At 68.4% G+C, this 16,712-nt stretch carries 15 protein-coding genes; 7 read left to right on the top strand and 8 right to left on the bottom strand.

The genetic code is table 11. The annotated features are described in order from the left end of the window. Positions 1–3: 3 nt before the first annotated feature. The 3 genes from RTX79_RS10130 to RTX79_RS10120 form a co-directional block, all read right to left on the bottom strand. Entirely contained in the window at positions 4–567 is a 564-nt protein-coding gene (locus RTX79_RS10130; RefSeq protein ID WP_057507727.1) for an ECF-type sigma factor, read from the bottom strand. A gap of 70 nt (positions 568–637) precedes the next feature. Further along, entirely contained in the window at positions 638–1,450 is an 813-nt protein-coding gene (gene mutM, locus RTX79_RS10125) for a bifunctional DNA-formamidopyrimidine glycosylase/DNA-(apurinic or apyrimidinic site) lyase (RefSeq protein WP_312683533.1), read from the bottom strand. A gap of 238 nt (positions 1,451–1,688) precedes the next feature. Then, the gene (locus tag RTX79_RS10120) at positions 1,689–2,054 is read right to left on the bottom strand and encodes a hypothetical protein (protein WP_312683532.1); all 366 of its coding nucleotides are present in this window, start codon (positions 2,052–2,054) and stop codon (positions 1,689–1,691) included. A gap of 210 nt (positions 2,055–2,264) precedes the next feature. On the opposite strand from RTX79_RS10120, the gene RTX79_RS10115 reads away from it, so the two are divergent. Then, complete coding sequence (locus tag RTX79_RS10115; protein WP_428695990.1) at positions 2,265–3,023, top strand: ABC transporter ATP-binding protein; 759 nt, start codon at positions 2,265–2,267, stop codon at positions 3,021–3,023. 37 nt (positions 3,024–3,060) lie between these two features. Here RTX79_RS10115 and RTX79_RS10110 read toward each other — a convergent pair whose 3' ends face one another. Continuing rightward, positions 3,061–4,266: a DUF4785 domain-containing protein gene (locus RTX79_RS10110; RefSeq protein ID WP_312683531.1), complete on the bottom strand. Its 1,206-nt coding sequence runs from the start codon at positions 4,264–4,266 to the stop codon at positions 3,061–3,063. Between the two features lie 11 nt (positions 4,267–4,277). Beyond that, the gene (locus RTX79_RS10105) at positions 4,278–5,150 is read right to left on the bottom strand and encodes a hypothetical protein (protein ID WP_312683529.1); all 873 of its coding nucleotides are present in this window, start codon (positions 5,148–5,150) and stop codon (positions 4,278–4,280) included. Positions 5,151–5,378: 228 nt separating this feature from the next. Here RTX79_RS10105 and RTX79_RS10100 point away from each other — a divergent pair, with 228 nt between their 5' ends. Next, entirely contained in the window at positions 5,379–6,218 is an 840-nt protein-coding gene (locus RTX79_RS10100; protein ID WP_312683526.1) for an acid phosphatase, read from the top strand. 290 nt (positions 6,219–6,508) lie between these two features. After that, entirely contained in the window at positions 6,509–7,339 is an 831-nt protein-coding gene (locus RTX79_RS10095; RefSeq protein WP_312683524.1) for an acid phosphatase, read from the top strand. An 84-nt stretch (positions 7,340–7,423) separates the two neighbouring features. On the opposite strand, the gene RTX79_RS10090 is transcribed toward RTX79_RS10095, so the two are convergent. Further along, positions 7,424–9,691 (bottom strand): TonB-dependent receptor, encoded by a 2,268-nt coding sequence (locus RTX79_RS10090; RefSeq protein ID WP_312683522.1) that lies wholly within the window; start codon positions 9,689–9,691, stop codon positions 7,424–7,426. Positions 9,692–9,848: 157 nt separating this feature from the next. Here RTX79_RS10090 and RTX79_RS10085 point away from each other — a divergent pair, with 157 nt between their 5' ends. After that, positions 9,849–10,874 carry a TIGR00266 family protein gene (locus RTX79_RS10085; RefSeq protein ID WP_057508983.1) on the top strand — a complete coding sequence of 342 codons (1,026 nt, stop codon included), beginning with the start codon at positions 9,849–9,851 and terminating at the stop codon, positions 10,872–10,874. A 153-nt stretch (positions 10,875–11,027) separates the two neighbouring features. Beyond that, complete coding sequence (locus RTX79_RS10080; protein ID WP_312683519.1) at positions 11,028–12,020, top strand: patatin-like phospholipase family protein; 993 nt, start codon at positions 11,028–11,030, stop codon at positions 12,018–12,020. Between the two features lie 123 nt (positions 12,021–12,143). Here RTX79_RS10080 and RTX79_RS10075 read toward each other — a convergent pair whose 3' ends face one another. Next, complete coding sequence (locus tag RTX79_RS10075) at positions 12,144–14,165, bottom strand: hypothetical protein (protein WP_312683518.1); 2,022 nt, start codon at positions 14,163–14,165, stop codon at positions 12,144–12,146. Between the two features lie 95 nt (positions 14,166–14,260). Further along, positions 14,261–14,746 (bottom strand): Lrp/AsnC family transcriptional regulator, encoded by a 486-nt coding sequence (locus RTX79_RS10070; protein ID WP_312683517.1) that lies wholly within the window; start codon positions 14,744–14,746, stop codon positions 14,261–14,263. A gap of 124 nt (positions 14,747–14,870) precedes the next feature. Here RTX79_RS10070 and phhA point away from each other — a divergent pair, with 124 nt between their 5' ends. After that, positions 14,871–15,764 carry a phenylalanine 4-monooxygenase gene (phhA, locus tag RTX79_RS10065; RefSeq protein WP_312683514.1) on the top strand — a complete coding sequence of 298 codons (894 nt, stop codon included), beginning with the start codon at positions 14,871–14,873 and terminating at the stop codon, positions 15,762–15,764. 147 nt (positions 15,765–15,911) lie between these two features. Continuing rightward, entirely contained in the window at positions 15,912–16,694 is a 783-nt protein-coding gene (locus RTX79_RS10060; RefSeq protein WP_309689330.1) for a hypothetical protein, read from the top strand. The last annotated feature ends 18 nt before the right edge of the window (positions 16,695–16,712 follow it).

The following is a 16,712-nucleotide window of genomic DNA, read 5'->3' as shown; positions in this document are numbered from 1 at the left end:
CGCTCAGTCCCCGCTTACTTCGGTCAGCAGGAACAGGCGCGCCTTCTGCCAGTCCCGTCGGATGCTGCGCTCGGAACGCTGGCTGAGTTCGGCGATCTGCTGTTCGGTCAGGCCGGCGAAGTAGCGCAGTTCGACCACCCGCGCCAGGTGCGGGTCCAGCGCCTGCAGGCGTTCCAGGGCCACGTCCAGCGCCAGCAGGTCCTCGTCCATGCGGATGCCGCTGCTGCTGTTTTCCGGGATGTCCACCCGCTTGAGGTCACCGCCGCGCTTGCGGGCCAGGCGGTTGCGCGCGTAGTCCACCACCACGCTGCGCATCGCCGAAGCTGCGTAGGCGAAGAAGTGCGCACGGTCCTCGAAGCGCGCGCCGCCGCGGCTGCCGAGCAGTTTCAGGTAGGACTCGTGCACCAGCGAGGTCGCATCCAGGGTGCGCCCCTGCTGGCCGGCCAGCTGCCGCCGGGCCATGCCGTGCAGCTCCTGGTAGAGCACGGTGAGCACGCGGTCCAGCGCGGCACGATCGCCGCCGCGCGCGGAGTCCAGCCACACGGTGATGTCAGATCCTTCGTCCATCGCAGCGCCTGCTCCCACGGGAGTCGTGGCGCGACTATAGCCCTGTCCGGCGTGCTTGGCGAAAAAGCCCTCAGCGCTGGCAGGAACCACACCAGACGCTTGCACGCTGGCCGATGGTGGCGTGCTTCAGCGGACGCCCGCAGGCCCGGCAGGGCTGGCCATCGCGCCCGTAAACCCACAGCTCCTGTTCGAAGTAGCCGGGCGCCCCGTCGGGACTGATGAAATCGCGCAGGGTGGTGCCACCGCGGGTGATCGCATGCTGCAGGATCTGCTTGACCGCCTCCGCCAGCCGCACGTAGCGCTCGCGCGATACCTTGCCGGCCTCGCGCAGCGGGCTGATGCCGGCCCGGAACAGGCTTTCGGCCGCATAGATGTTGCCTACGCCCACCACCACCGCCTGGTCCATCAGGAAGGTCTTGATCGGCGCCTTGCGGCCACGGCTGCGCTGGAACAGGTAGTCACCATCGAAGGCATCGTCCAGCGGCTCCGGGCCCAGCCCCTGCAGCAGCGGGTGGACCTGGCCCGGCGGCTGCCACAACAGGCTGCCGAAACGGCGCGGATCGTTGAAGCGCAGCAGGCGGCCGTCGTCCAGGCTGATATCCACGTGGTCATGCGCGCGCAGCGGCGTATCGCCCGGCAGTACGCGCAGGCTGCCGGACATTCCCAGGTGCAGCAGCGCACTACCGGCTTCGGTGTCCAGCAGCAGGTACTTGGCACGCCGGCGCACATCCACGATGCGCTGCCCCGGCAACAGGGCGGCCACCTCGTCCGGGATCGGCCAGCGCAGCTCGCTGCGGCGCAGGATCACCCCATGGATGGCACGTTCCAGCAGGTGCGGCGCCAGTCCACGCCGGGTGGTTTCAACTTCAGGCAACTCAGGCATGCGTAGATTCTACGCCCGGCCACGGTGGCAGCGCGGTAGCGCCGACCCATGGTCGGCGAATGCATGGGGAAGGGGGTCTGATGGTTTCCGCCGACCATGGGTCGGCGCTACCGCGTTCCGAAGGCCTCCGGCACCTGTCGGAGGGCCGCGAAACGAGGCCCGCAGGACGCAGTTATTGCCGTCCCCCGCCCAGCGCTCCCGCCCATCCCACTTCCAGCGCCAACGCCGTTCGCCAGGCTCACCGCGGCGGCGCCGCCAGTTCGCGTGCATCCAGGAACCCATCGCGGTTCGCATCCTGCTTGTGGAACCGCTGCACCAGCGTCTGCCGCTGCTGCTCGCGGGTGATCGGCCGCCCCTTGCCACCCGGCAGCTCGCTGGCACCCAGCACGCCGTCGCCATCGGCATCCATCCGCTCGAAGGCGTACATCATCCACTGCACGTACTCGGCCTCGCTGACCCGGCCATCGCCATCGGCATCCATGCGCTGCAGATACGTGCCGGTGTCGGCCACCTGGGCCTGCACGCCGCCCGCGGCGCCCAGCAGCAGGGCAACCCGCAGGGTGATCACGCGTCTGCGCGGCAGCGGAAGGGTGACGTCGCTCATGGCGGCCTCCAGGCCGTGGTCCGGCGCGGGGTCGCCGCGGTGCAGACATGATGGCCCCTGGCTTGGCAAACTGCATCCCTGCGCCGCCACGGCCGCGCTCCTTCCAGTCGGGAACCTGCGTTGTCCAGCCTGAATCCAGCCGCCGTTGCACCGCCCACAGCCGATGCCGCCCCCCTCCCGCCGCTGATCGAACTGGACCGCGCCAGCGTGATGCGCGGCCAGGTAAAGGTCCTGCACAGCCTCAGCCTGCGCATCGCGCAGGGCCAGCACACCGCGTTGCTGGGACCCAACGGCTGCGGCAAGTCCACCTTCATCAAACTGATCACCCGCGAGCTGTATCCGCTGGCCCATGCCGATGGCCACGTGCCGGTCAAGGTGCTGGGCCAGAACCGCTGGCAGGTGGACCGGCTGCGCTCGCAGCTGGGCATCGTCACCGGCGACCTCAGCAACAACCTCGCCGACATGCCCGGCCTGACCGTGGAACAGGCCGTGCTGACCGGATTCTTCGCCAGCTACGTGCTGCCGGCCTTCCGCGAGATCAGCCAGGACATGCGCGATCGCGCGCGCGCGACCCTGGCGATGAGCGGCGCGCTGGCGCTGCACGGTCGCACCTATGCAGAACTGTCGGCCGGAGAGACCCGTCGCGTGTTGATCGCCCGGGCACTGGTCAACCGCCCCCACGCGCTGCTGCTGGACGAACCGTCCACCGGGCTGGACCTGGTGGCCCGGCAGCAGCTGGTCGATACCATGCAGTCCCTGGCGCGCCAGGGCATCACGCTGGTGCTGGTCACCCACCACGTCGAAGAAATCATTCCGGAGATCGAACGGGTGGTGCTGCTGCGCGATGGACGCGTGCTGGCCGACGGCACGCGGGCCGAGCTGCTGCGCGATGCGCCGCTGTCCGCGCTGTTCGGCGGCCCGATCACCGTGCGCGAGCAGGAAGGACGGCTGAGCGCGCACGCGCGATAGCGCCGCACGACCTGCTGCCCCGGCCCCCTTTCCCGGATCAGAACCGCAGCGCGGCAGCGCGCGACTCGAGCGGTGCCATCCGGCTCTGGTCCTGCAGCTGCAGGTCACGCAGTTCATACGGCGCGCCAAACCCCACCGGCAGCGCGGCCTGGTCGAACGGCAGCACCAGCGTGCCCTGCCCGGGACCGCCGAACCACGCGGCGGCATGCGCCTGCGCAACCGGTTTCAACTGACCATCGGTCGTGCTGGCGTACAGGGTGCCGCGGGCTTCGTAACGGCCGGCGGCGGCCACCTGCAGCGGCAGGCTGACCTGCCTGCTGGCGGGATCCGGCGTGGCCTGGCTGCTGAAACGCGCCGTCGGTAGCGCCACGGCGAAGGCGACCTTGCCATCACGCCGCACCCCCTCAGCCTCGGCAAACACCTGCAGCTCCCACAGGCCCTGCGTGTTGCCCACGTCGGCGGGAATGCGCACCTGCGCGCGCAGGCTGCCATCGGCACTGCGCAACAGGCGCTGCGGCCAGCTGCGGCCATCGGGCGCGACCAGCAGCGCTTCACCGCCCAGATCGCCGTGGCGGGTGCGCAACCGCGCCGCACTGGCCCCGTCTTCCAGCAGCCGGGCCTGCAGCTGCACGTTGCCACCGGCCAGCACCTGCGCCTGGCTGGCCTGCACTTCCAGCCGCAGCGGACTGTTGGGCTCCAGCACCTGCACCACGTAGCGGCCCCGTGCCTGCGCGCTCTGCAGCCGGTAGACCCCGGCCGTGCTGCTTGCGCCGGTGCGCAGCATGCGGGTGCCGTCGCTGACCGGCATGCCGGCATCGCGCAGCGCGCGCGCATCGACACCGCGGACCACGCTGCTGCGCCCGGCAGGATCACGCAGCTGCAATGCATCCGCCGACAGCGCCCGTGCACCCGGCACCGGACTGAGCTGGATCACCGCGTCCGATGCGGTCAGTGGCAGCGCCAGGCCGTGCTGCAGCTCGGCTGCATCGACCTGCTGCCAGTAACTGCGGCTGATGTCAGCGTAGGCTGCGGGCGCCTGCAGCGGTTGCGCCGGGTCCAGCGCCCAGGCGAAGGCCAGCGGTAGCGGCTCGCTTTCGTCGTCGGTGGGCAACGGCGCGGCGATCAGTGCGGTCGGCACCTGGTCGCCCGCCGCGGCGGCGCGCAGCGGCTGTGCAGCCCCTGCGGACGCGGTGGACAGGATCGCCAGCGCGCCAAGGGCCAAACGGGTCGAATGCATTCTCATGATGGTCTCCGTCACTGGGTCAGGTCGTTGCGCAGCAGCGTGCCCAGGCCGAAGCACGCGCGGCGGCTCTGGTTGTGGCTGAGCGGTTCAGCGCCCCGGGTGCGTGCGGTGTCGATGAACCACACGCTGCCGGCCGCCTGCTGGCTGCTGCAGTCGAGGAAGCCGTCCGAACACGACGACAGCCAGTTCCGGGTGATCTCCAGGCCGAGGTTGGCGGCATAGCCACCGCAGTAACTGTCGGTATCCGTCGGTGACGAATCGACATCGCTGCCGACCACCGCGCGGAACGGCGTGGGCAGTGCCGGACGACCGGCGCTGCCATACAGGTTCTGCGCGTTGTAGGTGGCCATGTGGCCGACCTGCTGCTGGCGCACCGCATCGTTCCTGAAACCCAGCAGCCAGCCCAACGACGTTTCGAAGGTGCTGCCGTTGATCACCGCATCGGCCAGCGGCGTGCCGGCCGAAGACGGCGCCAGCGCGGTGACCTTGCGCACCGCGCGGATGATCTTCGGATAGCGGCGGTCGTAGGTTGGATTGGACAGGATCCAGCGCATGACGTTACCGCCGTTGGAATGGGTGATGACGACCAGCTGGGTGATGCCGCGGCGGTCGATGAAGCCGGTCAGCTGGTCGGCGAGGCAACCGGCGGCGTTCGGCTTCCACATGTACTGATCGAAATCGCAGCTGATGACCACATGGTTGCGCCGGTCCGGCAAGCCCTGGCGCACGCTGTCGATGATGCCCGGCTGCCAGTAGTCGCGGGTGGCGTTGGTGTGCACGCCGGTGCCGTGCACGAAGGCCACGCCGAGGACTTCGGCCGCCTGCGCGGGCTGCAAGCCCACCAGCAGGGCCAGTGCGAAACTTCGTCGTGCGGTGCTGTGCATTGCGCTTCTCCGTGATCGGCCGATCCCGCGCCGTTGGTGGCCTGATGCTCGGCGCGATCACCGGTGAACGTCTGTGCGCTGCGCCGGGAAAAGGACATCCCCGACACGTAGAAGCGGTTTCGGCCCATGCAGAGGGCCATGCCGGTTCTGGCCGTATGCACGACGGACGCTGCACAGGGCGAGCGGGACTGCGATCATTGCCGGCGAGCCCCTGTCCCGAGCCCGCCCATGTCCCTGATCCCCCGCCTTGGCCGCACCCTGCCCTGGCTTGCCGTCGCACTGTCCCTGGCCGGATGCACGGCCACCGCCAGCAGGCCGACCGCCGTTGAAGCCAACGTCACTACCAAGGCGGTGGGCTACCTGGAGGCGGCCGCGGTGCCTGCCAGCCTGGCGTTGGTACCGGCGCCGCCGGTGGCCGGCTCGGCCGGCTTCGCGCTGGACGAACAGGTCAGCCGCGAGGCACGTGCGCTGCGCGGTACGCCACGCTTCGCCCAGGCCACGCGCGATGCCGAACTCGGCTTCCCGGAAGGCGCCAACCAGTTCTCCTGCGCCATCGGCCTGGACGTGGACGCGCGGCGCACGCCGGCGCTGTACCGCCTGCTGGAACGCAGCCGCATCGATGCCAGTGCCGCCACCCGCGTGGCCAAGAAGCACCACCAGCGCCCGCGGCCGTTCATGGTGAACGGCGAGCCGACCTGTACCCCGGAAGACGAAGCCGGCCTGCGCGGCAATGGCTCCTATCCGTCCGGCCATACGTCGATCGGCTGGGCGTGGGCGCTGCTGCTGTCGGAAATCGTCCCGGACCGGGCCGATGCCATCATCGCGCGCGGACGCAGCTACGGGGAAAGCCGCCTGGTGTGCAACGTGCACTGGCAAAGCGACATCCTGGAAGGCCGTTTCATGGGCGCCGCTGCCGTCGCCCGGCTGCACGACAACCCGATGTTCCAGCGCGATCTGCTGGCCGCACGCAGGGAAATCGACGCCGCGCGCAGGGCCGGCCAGCAGTCCAGCCGCGACTGCGCAGCCGAGGAAGCGGTGCTGCAGGTGCGGCCGGCCAGCGCGCTGTAAGCCACCGTCCCAGCACGCCCCGGTGATCGCGCTGATCGCGCCCCGCCACGCGCGATGACACCATCAACACGGTCGGCGTCAACGCATCGGTCGCGCCGGTTCCCGCCGAGGTGTCAGGCAATCGGCTGCATGCCACAGGATTCCCGCCCGCTGCCGACCGGTGCGGCCCGCCCGCGCAGGGCCGTGCATGCTCGGTTCACGTGCGGCTGCATCGCGATTGGAAAAAACCCGGCCGACACACGCGTACGGCGGTGCAATGCTGGAGCTTCCATCGCAACCGGACCCCTTCCATGACACACCCCGGAACAGCTGTCATCGCGCGGATCAGCCCCTTCTTCCTTGCAACCCTGTCGCTGATCGCAGCCACGTCACCGGTGGCTGCCAAGGTCACCGGCTACCTCGAACAGACACAGGTGCCAGACAGCATCGCGCTGGTGCCCGCCCCCCCTGCCGCAGGCACGGTGAGCGCGGCGTTGGATGTCCAGGTCAGCCGTGAAGCGCTCGCGCTGCGCGGTACCGAGCGCTTTGCACAGGCCAGCCTGGATGCCGACGATTCCTTCCCGAAGGGCCCGCTGCCGCCGGGCGGCAACCAGTTCAGCTGCGCACTGGGAATGGACGTGGACAGCAGCCGGACCCCTGCCATTTTCAGCCTGCTGCAGCGCAGCCGCCGCGACGCCAGTGCTACCGCAGGTCCGGCCAAAAACCAGCATCTGCGCCAGCGGCCGTACGTGGTCAACGCAGCGCCCACCTGCACTCCCGAAGAGGAGGACAAGAAACGCGAAACCGGCTCGTATCCGTCTGGACACGGCATCGCCGGATGGGCGTGGGCGCTGATCCTCGCCGAGGTGGCACCGGAGCGGGCCGATGCAATCTTCGCGCGGGGGCGCAATTACGCTGAAAGTCGCCTGGTCTGCAACATGCACTGGCACAGCGATATCGTGCAGGCACGGTTCCTCGGCGCTGCACTGGTCGCGCGGCTGCACGACAACCCGGAGTTCCAGGCCGACCTGCTTGCAGCAGAACGAGAAATCGCAGCGGCACGCGCGACCGGTCGATCGTCCAGCCGCGACTGCGCGGCCGAAGAAGCCGTGCTGCAGGTGCGGCCACAGAGCGCGCTGTGAAATGAAAACGGCGCGGAGAATCCGCGCCGTGGATGACCCTCAAGGGGGGGGCGACCGTGGGCCGCCACCCCGTTTTCAGGTCGATCAGAACTTCGCGGTGAACTCCACGCCGAAGGTACGCGGCTCGTTGAGGAACCCGGTCAGGTTGTTGAAGTCGATCGCACCGACCACACGCACCTGGTCGGTCAGGTTGCGACCGAACACGGCGACGTCGTACTGGCCGTAATCCCAGTTGTAACCCAGGCGCAGGCCGCCTTCCAGCGAGCTGCGGCTGCGGAACTCCGGCGATTCGTACAGGAAGAAGTTGACCTCGCTCTTGTACGCCCAGTCGGTGTAGACGTAGAACTCGCTGGCATCGGTGACCGGGAAGCCGGCACGCAGGGTCAGGTTGTGGATCCACTTCGGTGCCTGCGGCAGCGAATTACCGTTCACCAGCGCGTAGGTACCGCCGTTGATCACCGTGGTCGGATCGGTGATGGTGCAGCCGCCGCCGCAGATCGCCACCGCCAGGTCGGGATCCTTGATCTCGGTGTCGTTGTAGCTGCTGCCCAGGGTCAGCAGCACGTTGTCGGTCAGGTAGGCCTCCAAGTCGAGCTCGAAGCCCTGGCCGATGGTCTTGTCGGCGTTGAGCAGGGTGGCGGTGTTGTTGCTGCCACCGACGGCGATCAGCTGCTGCCCATCCACGTCGTAGCGGAACACGCTGAAGCCCAGGCGCGCACGGCGGTCGAACAGGTCGGCCTTGATGCCGGCCTCGTAGGAAATCACCTTCTCCGAATCGGCCTGGGTCACGCCACCGAAGGCCAGTCGGCCCTGGATGGAGGGCGCGCGGAAGCCCTTGGCCACGCGGGCGTACGCGTTGACGTTGTCGGTCAGCGCGTAGACACCGCTCAGGTCCCAGCTGACGTCGTCGACATCGCTGTTGGCCACGTACGGTCCGCTGACCGGCGTGCCACCGGCGACGGCCTGCAGCACGCTGGCGGTGAAGTCCTTCTTGTCCTGGGTGTAGCGCACGCCGGCACGCAGCTTGAAGCGGTCGGTGACGTCGAAATCGCCGGAAGCGAACGCCGCCCACGCCTTGTTGCGCTGCTGCTGAACGGCATGCCCGCTCTGCGGATTGCCCGGGGTCAGCGAGTCGTAGTTGAAGCTGTCGATGGTCACGTCTTCATCGAAGTAGAACACGCCGGCCTGCCAGTCGAAACGGCCCCACTCGTTGGATTCGACGCGGAATTCCTGCGTCCACTGGCGGTGGCTCGGCAGGCCGTCGGCCGATTCGGACGGGAACGGGATGAAGCCCGGGCCGTAGTTGCCGGCGCCCAGGAACGACGCGCCGTAACCGCCGTCGATGTCGCCGTGGTTCAACGACTCGGCGGTTTCATAGCCGGTGATCGAGTGCAGGGTGACCCGGCCCAGGTCCCACTTCAGGCGCGCGCTGCCGCCCCAGGTTTCCAGGTCGGAGAAGTTCTGCCCGTCAGTGGATACTTCATCGCGGTCGAAGTTTTCCACCAGCTTGTTGCTGCCCGGCTGGATGATGTTGGCGCGGAACAGGCGCGCGGTGCCGTTGAGCTTGCGCTTGTGCAGGTTGAACAGGCCTTCGAAACCATCGCCTTCGTACAGGAACTGCACGCGTGCGGCGCCTTCGTCATAGCCCTCGAAACCCTGCGCCGGTGCGTTGCTGCGGGTGTTGGTCACCCAGTCATCGCGGCGCTGGTAAAGGGCCGATACGCGGGCCGACCAGCGGCTGGTCAGCGGACCGCCGTAGGCGCCCTGCACGTTCCAGGTGTCATAGCTGCCGTAGGCCACCTTGACGTAGCCATCGGCGTCCTGCGACGGACGTGCCGAATCGAACTTCACCACGCCGGCCGGGGTATTGCGTCCGAACAGCGTGCCCTGCGGGCCGCGCAGCACTTCCACGCCGGCCAGGTCGAACAGCGGGAAGCCCTTCAGCAGCGGGCTTTCCTGCACCACGTCGTCGTATACCAGGGACACCGGCTGGGACGCATTGAGGTCGAAATCGGTGTTGCCCAGGCCGCGGATGTAGAAGCGCGGGAAGGCACGACCGTAGGACGATTCGATGTTCAGGCTGGGCACGCGGCCAGCCAGGAAGCGGATGTCGTCACCGGCCGAACCGAGGACATCGAGCTTTTCCCCCTGGATCGCGGTGATCGCCACCGGCACGTCCTTGGCGTTCTCGACGCGGCGCTGGGCGGTCACGGTCAGCGCATCAAGCGCGACGGGATCCTTGCTGGCCGGAGCTTGCTGGGCAACTGCGGACAGCGGCAGCAGGGCGGAGAGAGCGAGAACGAGCGGACGCACGACCGGTCGGCGGTCGTGGACGGAACGGTTCGGGGACATGGCGGTAGGCTGTGTTGGGAGGGGTGGTGGAACGGCGCTACCAGATAATTGTTGCAATACAACACGCTTGCCGCAAATGCCGCGCGTTCATGGCCGTCGCGGCGGCCCTCCCCCGCCCGCTAGACTCGGCATTCCCGCACCCCTTGGAATCGCAGCGATGAACCAGTGGTACTTCCATGTCCCCGGCCAGGCCGACCGCGTCGGCCCCTTCGACGATCAGGCTGCACGCCACTTCGCCCAGGGCAATCCGCGCGCGCTGGCCTGGTGCCAGGGCATGAGCGGCTGGATGGCGATCGGCGAGGTACCCGAACTGCGCAGCGAGGCCCCCGGCATGTCCAGCGCACCGCCGCCGGTTCCCGGCCACGGCGCGCGCAGCCAGCGCGCGGACGACATCGATTTCCGCATCGTCGGCCATGAAATGCAGTTCGTGGAGATCGAGCTGGACCCGGGCGAGAGCGCCATCGCCGAAGCCGGCGCGCTGATGTTCAAGGATTCGGCGGTGCAGATGGATACCGTGTTCGGCGACGGCTCGCACAGTGGCCAGGGCGGCGGTTTCATGGACAAGCTGATGTCGGCCGGCAAGCGCGTGCTGACCGGCGAAAGCCTGTTCGCCACCCTGTACACCCACACCGGCCACGGCAAGGCCAAGGTCGCCTTCGCCGCGCCCTACCCCGGCACGGTCCTGCCGATGAAGCTGGACGAACATGGCGGGCGGCTGATCTGCCAGAAGGACAGCTTCCTGGCCGGCGCGCGCGGGGTGCAGATCGGCGTGCAGTTCCAGCGCAAGATCATGACCGGCCTGTTCGGCGGCGAAGGCTTCATCATGCAGAAGCTGGAAGGCGACGGTTGGGTGTTCATCCATGCCGGTGGCTGCGTGGTCGAGCGCGAACTGGCCGCCGGCGAGCGGCTGGACGTGGATACCGGCTGCGTGGTCGCCTACCACGCCAGCGTGGACATGGACGTGCGCCGTGTAGCGGGCATCAAGAGCATGGTGTTCGGCGGCGAAGGCGTGTTCCTGGCGACTCTGACCGGCCCCGGCAAGGTCTGGCTGCAGTCGCTGCCGTTCTCGCGCCTGGCCGGCCGGATGTGGATGGCCGCGCCGCAGGGCGGTGGCCAGAACCGCGGCGAAGGCTCGGTGCTGGGCGGCCTGGGCAGGATGCTGGACGGCGACAACCGCTTCTGAGGGCGGTGGCGCCCGCTGGCGCACGGTAGTGACGGCCGCTGGCCGTCAGGCCGTCAGGCCGTCACTACCGGCTGAATGCGTGCAGGAGATCGACCGCCAGCGGCCACCACGACCGGCTATGCTGGCGCCCTTTCCTGCTGCGTCTGCCTGCCGATGAGCCTGTCCCGCACCCGTGTGATGCTGTCCGTTGCCCTGCTCGGCCTGCTGGCCGGTTGTGGCGGGGAGAACGCCCGCCCCACTCCGCCGCCTGCGCCCACCGTGGTGCGGCCCGCCAAGCCGGTGAAGATCGGCATCGCCCTCGGCGGCGGCGCGGCCAAGGGCTTCGCCCATATCGGCGTGATCAAGATGCTGGAAGCCAACGGCTTCGAGCCGGTGGTGGTGTCCGGTACCAGCGCCGGCAGCGTGGTCGGTGCGCTGTACGCCAGCGGCATGGATGCGTTCGAGATGCAGACCAAGGCGGTGGCGCTGGACGAAGCCAGCATCCGCGACGTGCGCCTGTTCTCCGGCGGACTGGTGCAGGGCCAGAAGCTGCAGGACTACGTCAACCAGCAGGTCGGCAACAAGCCGGGCGAGCGCCTGCGCAAGCCGTTCGCGGCAGTGGCCACCAACCTGGAAACCGGCGAGCGCGCGGTGTTCGTGCGCGGCAACGTCGGCCAGGCGGTGCGTGCCTCCAGCAGCATCCCGGGGGTGTTCGAACCGGTGAAGATCGGCCAGAACAATTACGTCGATGGCGGCGTGGTCAGCCCGGTGCCGGTGGACGCGGCGCGCCAGCTGGGCGCCGAGTTCGTCATCGCCGTGGATATCTCCAGCAAGGCCAGCGGTCGTACGCCGACCGGCATGCTGGGCATCGTCAACCAGTCCATCGCGATCATGGGCCAGCGCCTGGGCGAACAGGAACTGGCACGCGCGGACATCATCATCCGGCCCCGCGTGCTGGATATCGGCGCATCCGATTTCAGCCAGCGCGGCAAGGCGATCCTGGAAGGCGAAAAGGCCGCGATGGCGGCCATGCCGCAGATCCGCGCGAAGATCGAGCAGATCCAGCGCGCGCGCGCCGCCGCCCTGCTGCCGCCGCCGCCGCCCAAGCCGAAGTGCGAGGAGCCGTCGCGCGTAGGCCGGCTGATGGGCCGCAAGGCCGACTGCTGACGGCCGTTGGTAGTGACGGCCGCTGGCCGTCATGCCCTGCGCCCCTGCGCTGGTGGGTGACGACCGTTGGTCGTCACGCGGTGGCCCCGCCGCTACCGTGTCACATCCCGTACGACCTGATCGTCACCGCTTCATGTGCCCGGCGGCGCGGCGCTTTTCCATGCGTCGCGTTTCCAGCGTCTCTGCATGGCGCTGCGCGCTCAGCTGCAGCTGTTCCATCGCATCGCCCGGCAGCCACAGCTGCTGGCTGCCACGGGTCAGCGCCAGGTAGGCCGCGCGCACCGGGCTGTGCGCCTGGCGGGTCTCGTAGCCGGTGATGAAACAGCACGCCGACATCGCCACCCGGTCGAACTGCAGGTTCTTGGCATGCTGGGCCAGGCACAGCGTGATGCCTGCATCCTGCGCGGGCAGCAGCGCCGCCAGCAGCTGCTCCAGCGCGGTTGCATCGAATCCCCCCGAAAACAGCGCCGGGATATCGTCCTGCCCGCGCTGCTCGCAGGCGTCCACGAAGGCCTCCCAGCGCCGGCTCGACTCGCCCCGGCCGACGCTGCGCCAAGCATCGATCGGCGCCTGCGCTTCTTTCTGCAGCAGGCGCAGCGAAGCCGGATGCACGTGCACCCGCGCCCCCTGCGCGACCAGCAGGTGGGCTTCCTGCAGCAGCCGCCACAGGCTCCCGTACAGGCGTGCACCGGACTGCGGCACCTGCGACCACGCGGCATACCGGCGCACGCCGGTGGCGCGGTCGCTGGCGCCCATGAAGCGTTCGCTGGACGCACCGATGTCATCCAGCGCCAATGACTGGTTGACCAGGCCATCCACCTGGCTGCCCTGGCGCACCGATTGGCTCATTTCCAGCACCTTGGCGCTCGACCAGCGCGATGCGCGCCCGACCAGCCGCTGGTGCGGATCGCCCAGGCTGACCACCCCGGGCGCATGCCGTGCCAGCACCTGCTTCCACGCCGGACTCAGTTCGTGGGCCTCATCGACCAGCAGCATGCCCAGCCCGACCGGCGGCGCCACGCCCTGCAGCTCCAGCCATTTGCCGAGGTGGCCGGTATTGAGGCTGAGGCAACCGCCCTTCTGCACGCCGGCATCGAACATGCAGCGCCAGACGTGCTCGGCGGCCGCCACATAGGGCGCCGCGTCCAGCATTGCCCAGGGCAGCGAACGGTCGAAATGCGCAGCCTGCAGCGTCGGCGATGACGACGCACACCACCGATTGATGCCCTCCAGGGCCGTCATCAGCACCTGCTCGGGCACGCGCTGGCCGATGCCCTGCAGGCCGATCCGGCGGGTGATCTCCCAGGCCGGGACCGTGCTCAGCCGGTAGGTCGGCACGAAGCCATTGCCGCGGCCGCTGCGGGCGGCCTGCTGCACCATCAGGTTGGCCAGTTCGATCTGGGTCAGCAGCCGCGTGCCGGACTCCGCGGGCAGCCGCGGGCGGAAGGCTTCGACCTGGCCACGCGACGGCGCGATGTAGGTATAGCGGCCGGGCCGGGCCTCCATCAACGCCAGCACCAGGTGGCTTTTCCCTGTACCGGCGTAGGCGTCCAGATCGATCAGTTCATCCGGGTTGGCGGCGATGGCACGCAGCACGCGCGCCTGTTCGCTGGTGAACAGCCCGTTGCGCTCGATCGCCCCGGTGGCACGCGGCGCCGCCTGGTCCGGGTCCGGTTCGGGATCGACCGCTTCGTCCTCGTCGTCGGGCGCGGCGGTGGCCGGGTAACGGATCGTGTGCTCGGCCAGGGTGACCTGGCAGGCGGCCTGGAAGTCCGCGCCGGGATACGCATCGGGCGAAGCGGCGAGGAAGCGCTCCACCGCTTCGTCCGGTGCCAACAGCACGCCGTGCATGGCCAGGTCGGCCAGCCACGCATCCAGCGCCGGCTGCCCTTCGCCGCCTATGCCCGCCAACTGGGCGATGACCGCACTGCCGTCTCCAGCGGCGAACAGCGCGCACGCATCGTGCAGCAGGCGTTCCAGCTGTGCCCCGGGATAGGCGTGCAGGCGGCACAGCTGCGCGGCGAACAGGCCGGCCTGTTCCAGCGGCGTCGCCGGCGGCGTGCCACGGCCCAGGTGCTGCGCCAGCGTCCGCCGCCGCAGTGGCAGGAAATGGGTGGTGTCGATAGTGGGCGCGGTGTCGGGCATGTCGATGATCGAAAAAGGTGCTGCAGCCAACGCCCCGGTTCGACGCTACCGCTGGCGACGATGCTCGGCTACCGCATGGCTGCCGTCAAACCGGTTCACCCACCCAGCTGCGACAACGGCAGGGCGCGGAAGGGTTTCACGGTGCGCAGCACGAAGCTGGAGTTGACGTCGGCCACGCCGGAGGCATTGAGCAGCTTGTCCAGCAGGAAGCTGGAGAAATGCTCCAGGTCGCGAACGTAGATCTGCAGCAGGTAGTCCATGTCGCCGGTGAGCGCATGGCAGGCCACCACCTCGTCCCATTCCAGCACGCTGTCGGCGAACCGCGCGATGGCCGCCTGGTCATGCTTTTCCAGCTGCACGCGCACGAAGGCCTGCAGCCCCAAGCCGATGTGCTTCGGCTCCAGCCGCGCCCCATAGCCGGCGATCACGCCTTCGGCTTCGAGCCGCTGCAGGCGGCGCAGGCAGGCCGAAGGAGACAGGTTCACCCGCGTCGCCAGTTCGGCATTGGTGGCGCGGCCATCACGCTGGATCTCGGCCAGGAGGCGTAGATCCGTGCGGTCGAACTGGACTTCACCTGCCATTGCTGCCTCGCAACACGGGATGGACGCAACGATATTGCGTCAGGACGCCCTCAACACGCAACTTTGCAACCCTGTTGCGCGATCCCTGCCCTAGCATCGACAGACACCCGAATGGAGCCGTCCCATGGACCAGACCACTCCCCGCCGCGTCGAGCACCAGCAGACCGACAAGGGCTATGTGCCGGTCTATACCACCGCCGTGGTGGAACAGCCGTGGGACAGCTACAGCGCCGACGACCACGCGACCTGGAGCACCCTGTTCAAGCGCCAGCGCGACCTGCTGAACGGACGCGCCTGCCAGGAGTTCCTGGATGCGCAGGACGCCATGGGCATGAGCGCGGACATGATCCCGCGCTTCGAGCAGCTCAACGAGGCACTTGCGGCGGCCACCGGCTGGACCCTGGTCGGCGTCGAAGGGCTGCTCCCGGAACTGGATTTCTTCGATCACCTGGCGAACCGGCGCTTCCCGGTGACGTGGTGGATCCGCCGGCCCGACCAGATCGATTACATCGCCGAACCGGACATGTTCCATGACCTGTTCGGTCACGTGCCGCTGCTGATGAACCCGGTGTTCGCCGACTACATGGAAGCCTATGGGCGCGGCGGCGTGAAAGCCCATGCGCTGGGCCCGGACGCGTTGCAGAACCTGACACGGCTGTACTGGTACACGGTCGAATTCGGCCTGATCAACACCGCCGATGGACTGCGCATCTACGGCGCCGGCATCGTGTCGTCGAAGGGCGAATCGCTGTACTCGCTGGAGTCGCCGGCACCGAACCGGATCGGCTTCGACCTGGAACGCATCATGCGCACGCGGTACCGCATCGATACCTTCCAGAAGACCTACTTCGTCATCGACAGCTTCGAGCAGCTGATGCAGGCCACCGCACCGGACTTCACCCCGATCTACGCCAGCCTGGCGGACCAGCCGCAGCTGCCCGCCGGCGAGGTGCAGGAGGACGACCGCGTGTTCCAGCGCGGCACCGGCGCAGGCTGGGCGACCGGCGGCGACGTCTGAGTGGGGTGATCGTGCGCTGGGCTGGTGGCGACCGTGGGTCGCCGCCGTGCGTAGCGTGCGCGATTCTTGAAAGCCATATGTTGGCACCGTCTATCTAATCGTCCCGCACCCATATGCGTCGCTTATGGCGCCTTTCCGCGGAGCAGGATGACGACGCTGAGAATCAAATTTCAATTCGAGCATGGCTCGGCTGATAGCCATGTGCTGGATGCCTACGATGCGGCGCGGGCACTGACCGGCATCGCACGCTCGCTCAACATCACGCTGCATGCGTTGCTCAACGACGAAGTAAAGACACAGGGCGATACCGCCAGCGGGGTCGAGGTGTTTCTTGCGCCGCCCAAGCGTGGCAGCTTCGTGTACGAGTTGGTGATGAGCTTCACTGAGCTGGTCGCCACCGGCGTCGCCTACGATTTCATCAAGTACGCCTTCAATGAGGCGATCGGCAACGACGCCGACGAGGCACAGACAGTGGCGCTGCAGAAGCGCATCGAACCGACCATGGGTGCATTGCCGGCCGCGCTGGAAACCGCCTTGCTGGAAGCGCATCGCCCGATCGCGCAGGCGCCGGAAATGACCCTGACGGTGATGCGCCCCCGCGGCCAGGTGCTGGCGCGCTTCGACAACCAGACCATCCGCCAGCTTCAGCCTGTCGTCGAGGACCTGGATGCGCCGGTGCTCGGGCACGTGACCCGCTACAACACCCTCAGTGAGTGGGGCAAGCTTTACAGCCACGATGAGCGCCGCGTGGTCTCATTCCAGGTGGTTGACGAACTGGACATGGCGCAGCGCTCGCTGATCACCTGGTCGCTGCACCAGAACAATCTGGGCCAGGAAGGCGCCATCGCACTGCATGCCCGCGCGTTGATGTCGCCGGGCTCGCATCGGGTCAAGCGCTATCTGGTGACCCACGTCGCGCGGCCAGCCTGAGGCCCGTTACGCTGGAGA

The organism is Stenotrophomonas chelatiphaga, assembly GCF_032054965.1.
GTDB classification, from domain to species: domain Bacteria; phylum Pseudomonadota; class Gammaproteobacteria; order Xanthomonadales; family Xanthomonadaceae; genus Stenotrophomonas; species Stenotrophomonas chelatiphaga.
This window is presented reverse-complemented; position numbering and strand designations above follow the sequence as displayed.

Coding starts and splice junctions, on each gene's coding strand:
- RTX79_RS10105 (WP_312683529.1), bottom strand. CDS start 5,150: ATGCACAGCACCGCACGACGAAGTTTCGCACTGGCCCTGCTGGTGGGC.
- RTX79_RS10130 (WP_057507727.1), bottom strand. CDS start 567: ATGGACGAAGGATCTGACATCACCGTGTGGCTGGACTCCGCGCGCGGC.
- RTX79_RS10070 (WP_312683517.1), bottom strand. CDS start 14,746: ATGGCAGGTGAAGTCCAGTTCGACCGCACGGATCTACGCCTCCTGGCC.
- RTX79_RS10085 (WP_057508983.1), top strand. CDS start 9,849: ATGAACCAGTGGTACTTCCATGTCCCCGGCCAGGCCGACCGCGTCGGC.
- RTX79_RS10060 (WP_309689330.1), top strand. CDS start 15,912: ATGACGACGCTGAGAATCAAATTTCAATTCGAGCATGGCTCGGCTGAT.
- RTX79_RS10075 (WP_312683518.1), bottom strand. CDS start 14,165: ATGCCCGACACCGCGCCCACTATCGACACCACCCATTTCCTGCCACTG.
- phhA (WP_312683514.1), top strand. CDS start 14,871: ATGGACCAGACCACTCCCCGCCGCGTCGAGCACCAGCAGACCGACAAG.
- RTX79_RS10100 (WP_312683526.1), top strand. CDS start 5,379: ATGTCCCTGATCCCCCGCCTTGGCCGCACCCTGCCCTGGCTTGCCGTC.
- RTX79_RS10080 (WP_312683519.1), top strand. CDS start 11,028: ATGAGCCTGTCCCGCACCCGTGTGATGCTGTCCGTTGCCCTGCTCGGC.
- RTX79_RS10090 (WP_312683522.1), bottom strand. CDS start 9,691: ATGTCCCCGAACCGTTCCGTCCACGACCGCCGACCGGTCGTGCGTCCG.
- RTX79_RS10095 (WP_312683524.1), top strand. CDS start 6,509: ATGACACACCCCGGAACAGCTGTCATCGCGCGGATCAGCCCCTTCTTC.
- RTX79_RS10120 (WP_312683532.1), bottom strand. CDS start 2,054: ATGAGCGACGTCACCCTTCCGCTGCCGCGCAGACGCGTGATCACCCTG.
- mutM (WP_312683533.1), bottom strand. CDS start 1,450: ATGCCTGAGTTGCCTGAAGTTGAAACCACCCGGCGTGGACTGGCGCCG.
- RTX79_RS10115 (WP_428695990.1), top strand. CDS start 2,265: ATGCGCGGCCAGGTAAAGGTCCTGCACAGCCTCAGCCTGCGCATCGCG.
- RTX79_RS10110 (WP_312683531.1), bottom strand. CDS start 4,266: ATGAGAATGCATTCGACCCGTTTGGCCCTTGGCGCGCTGGCGATCCTG.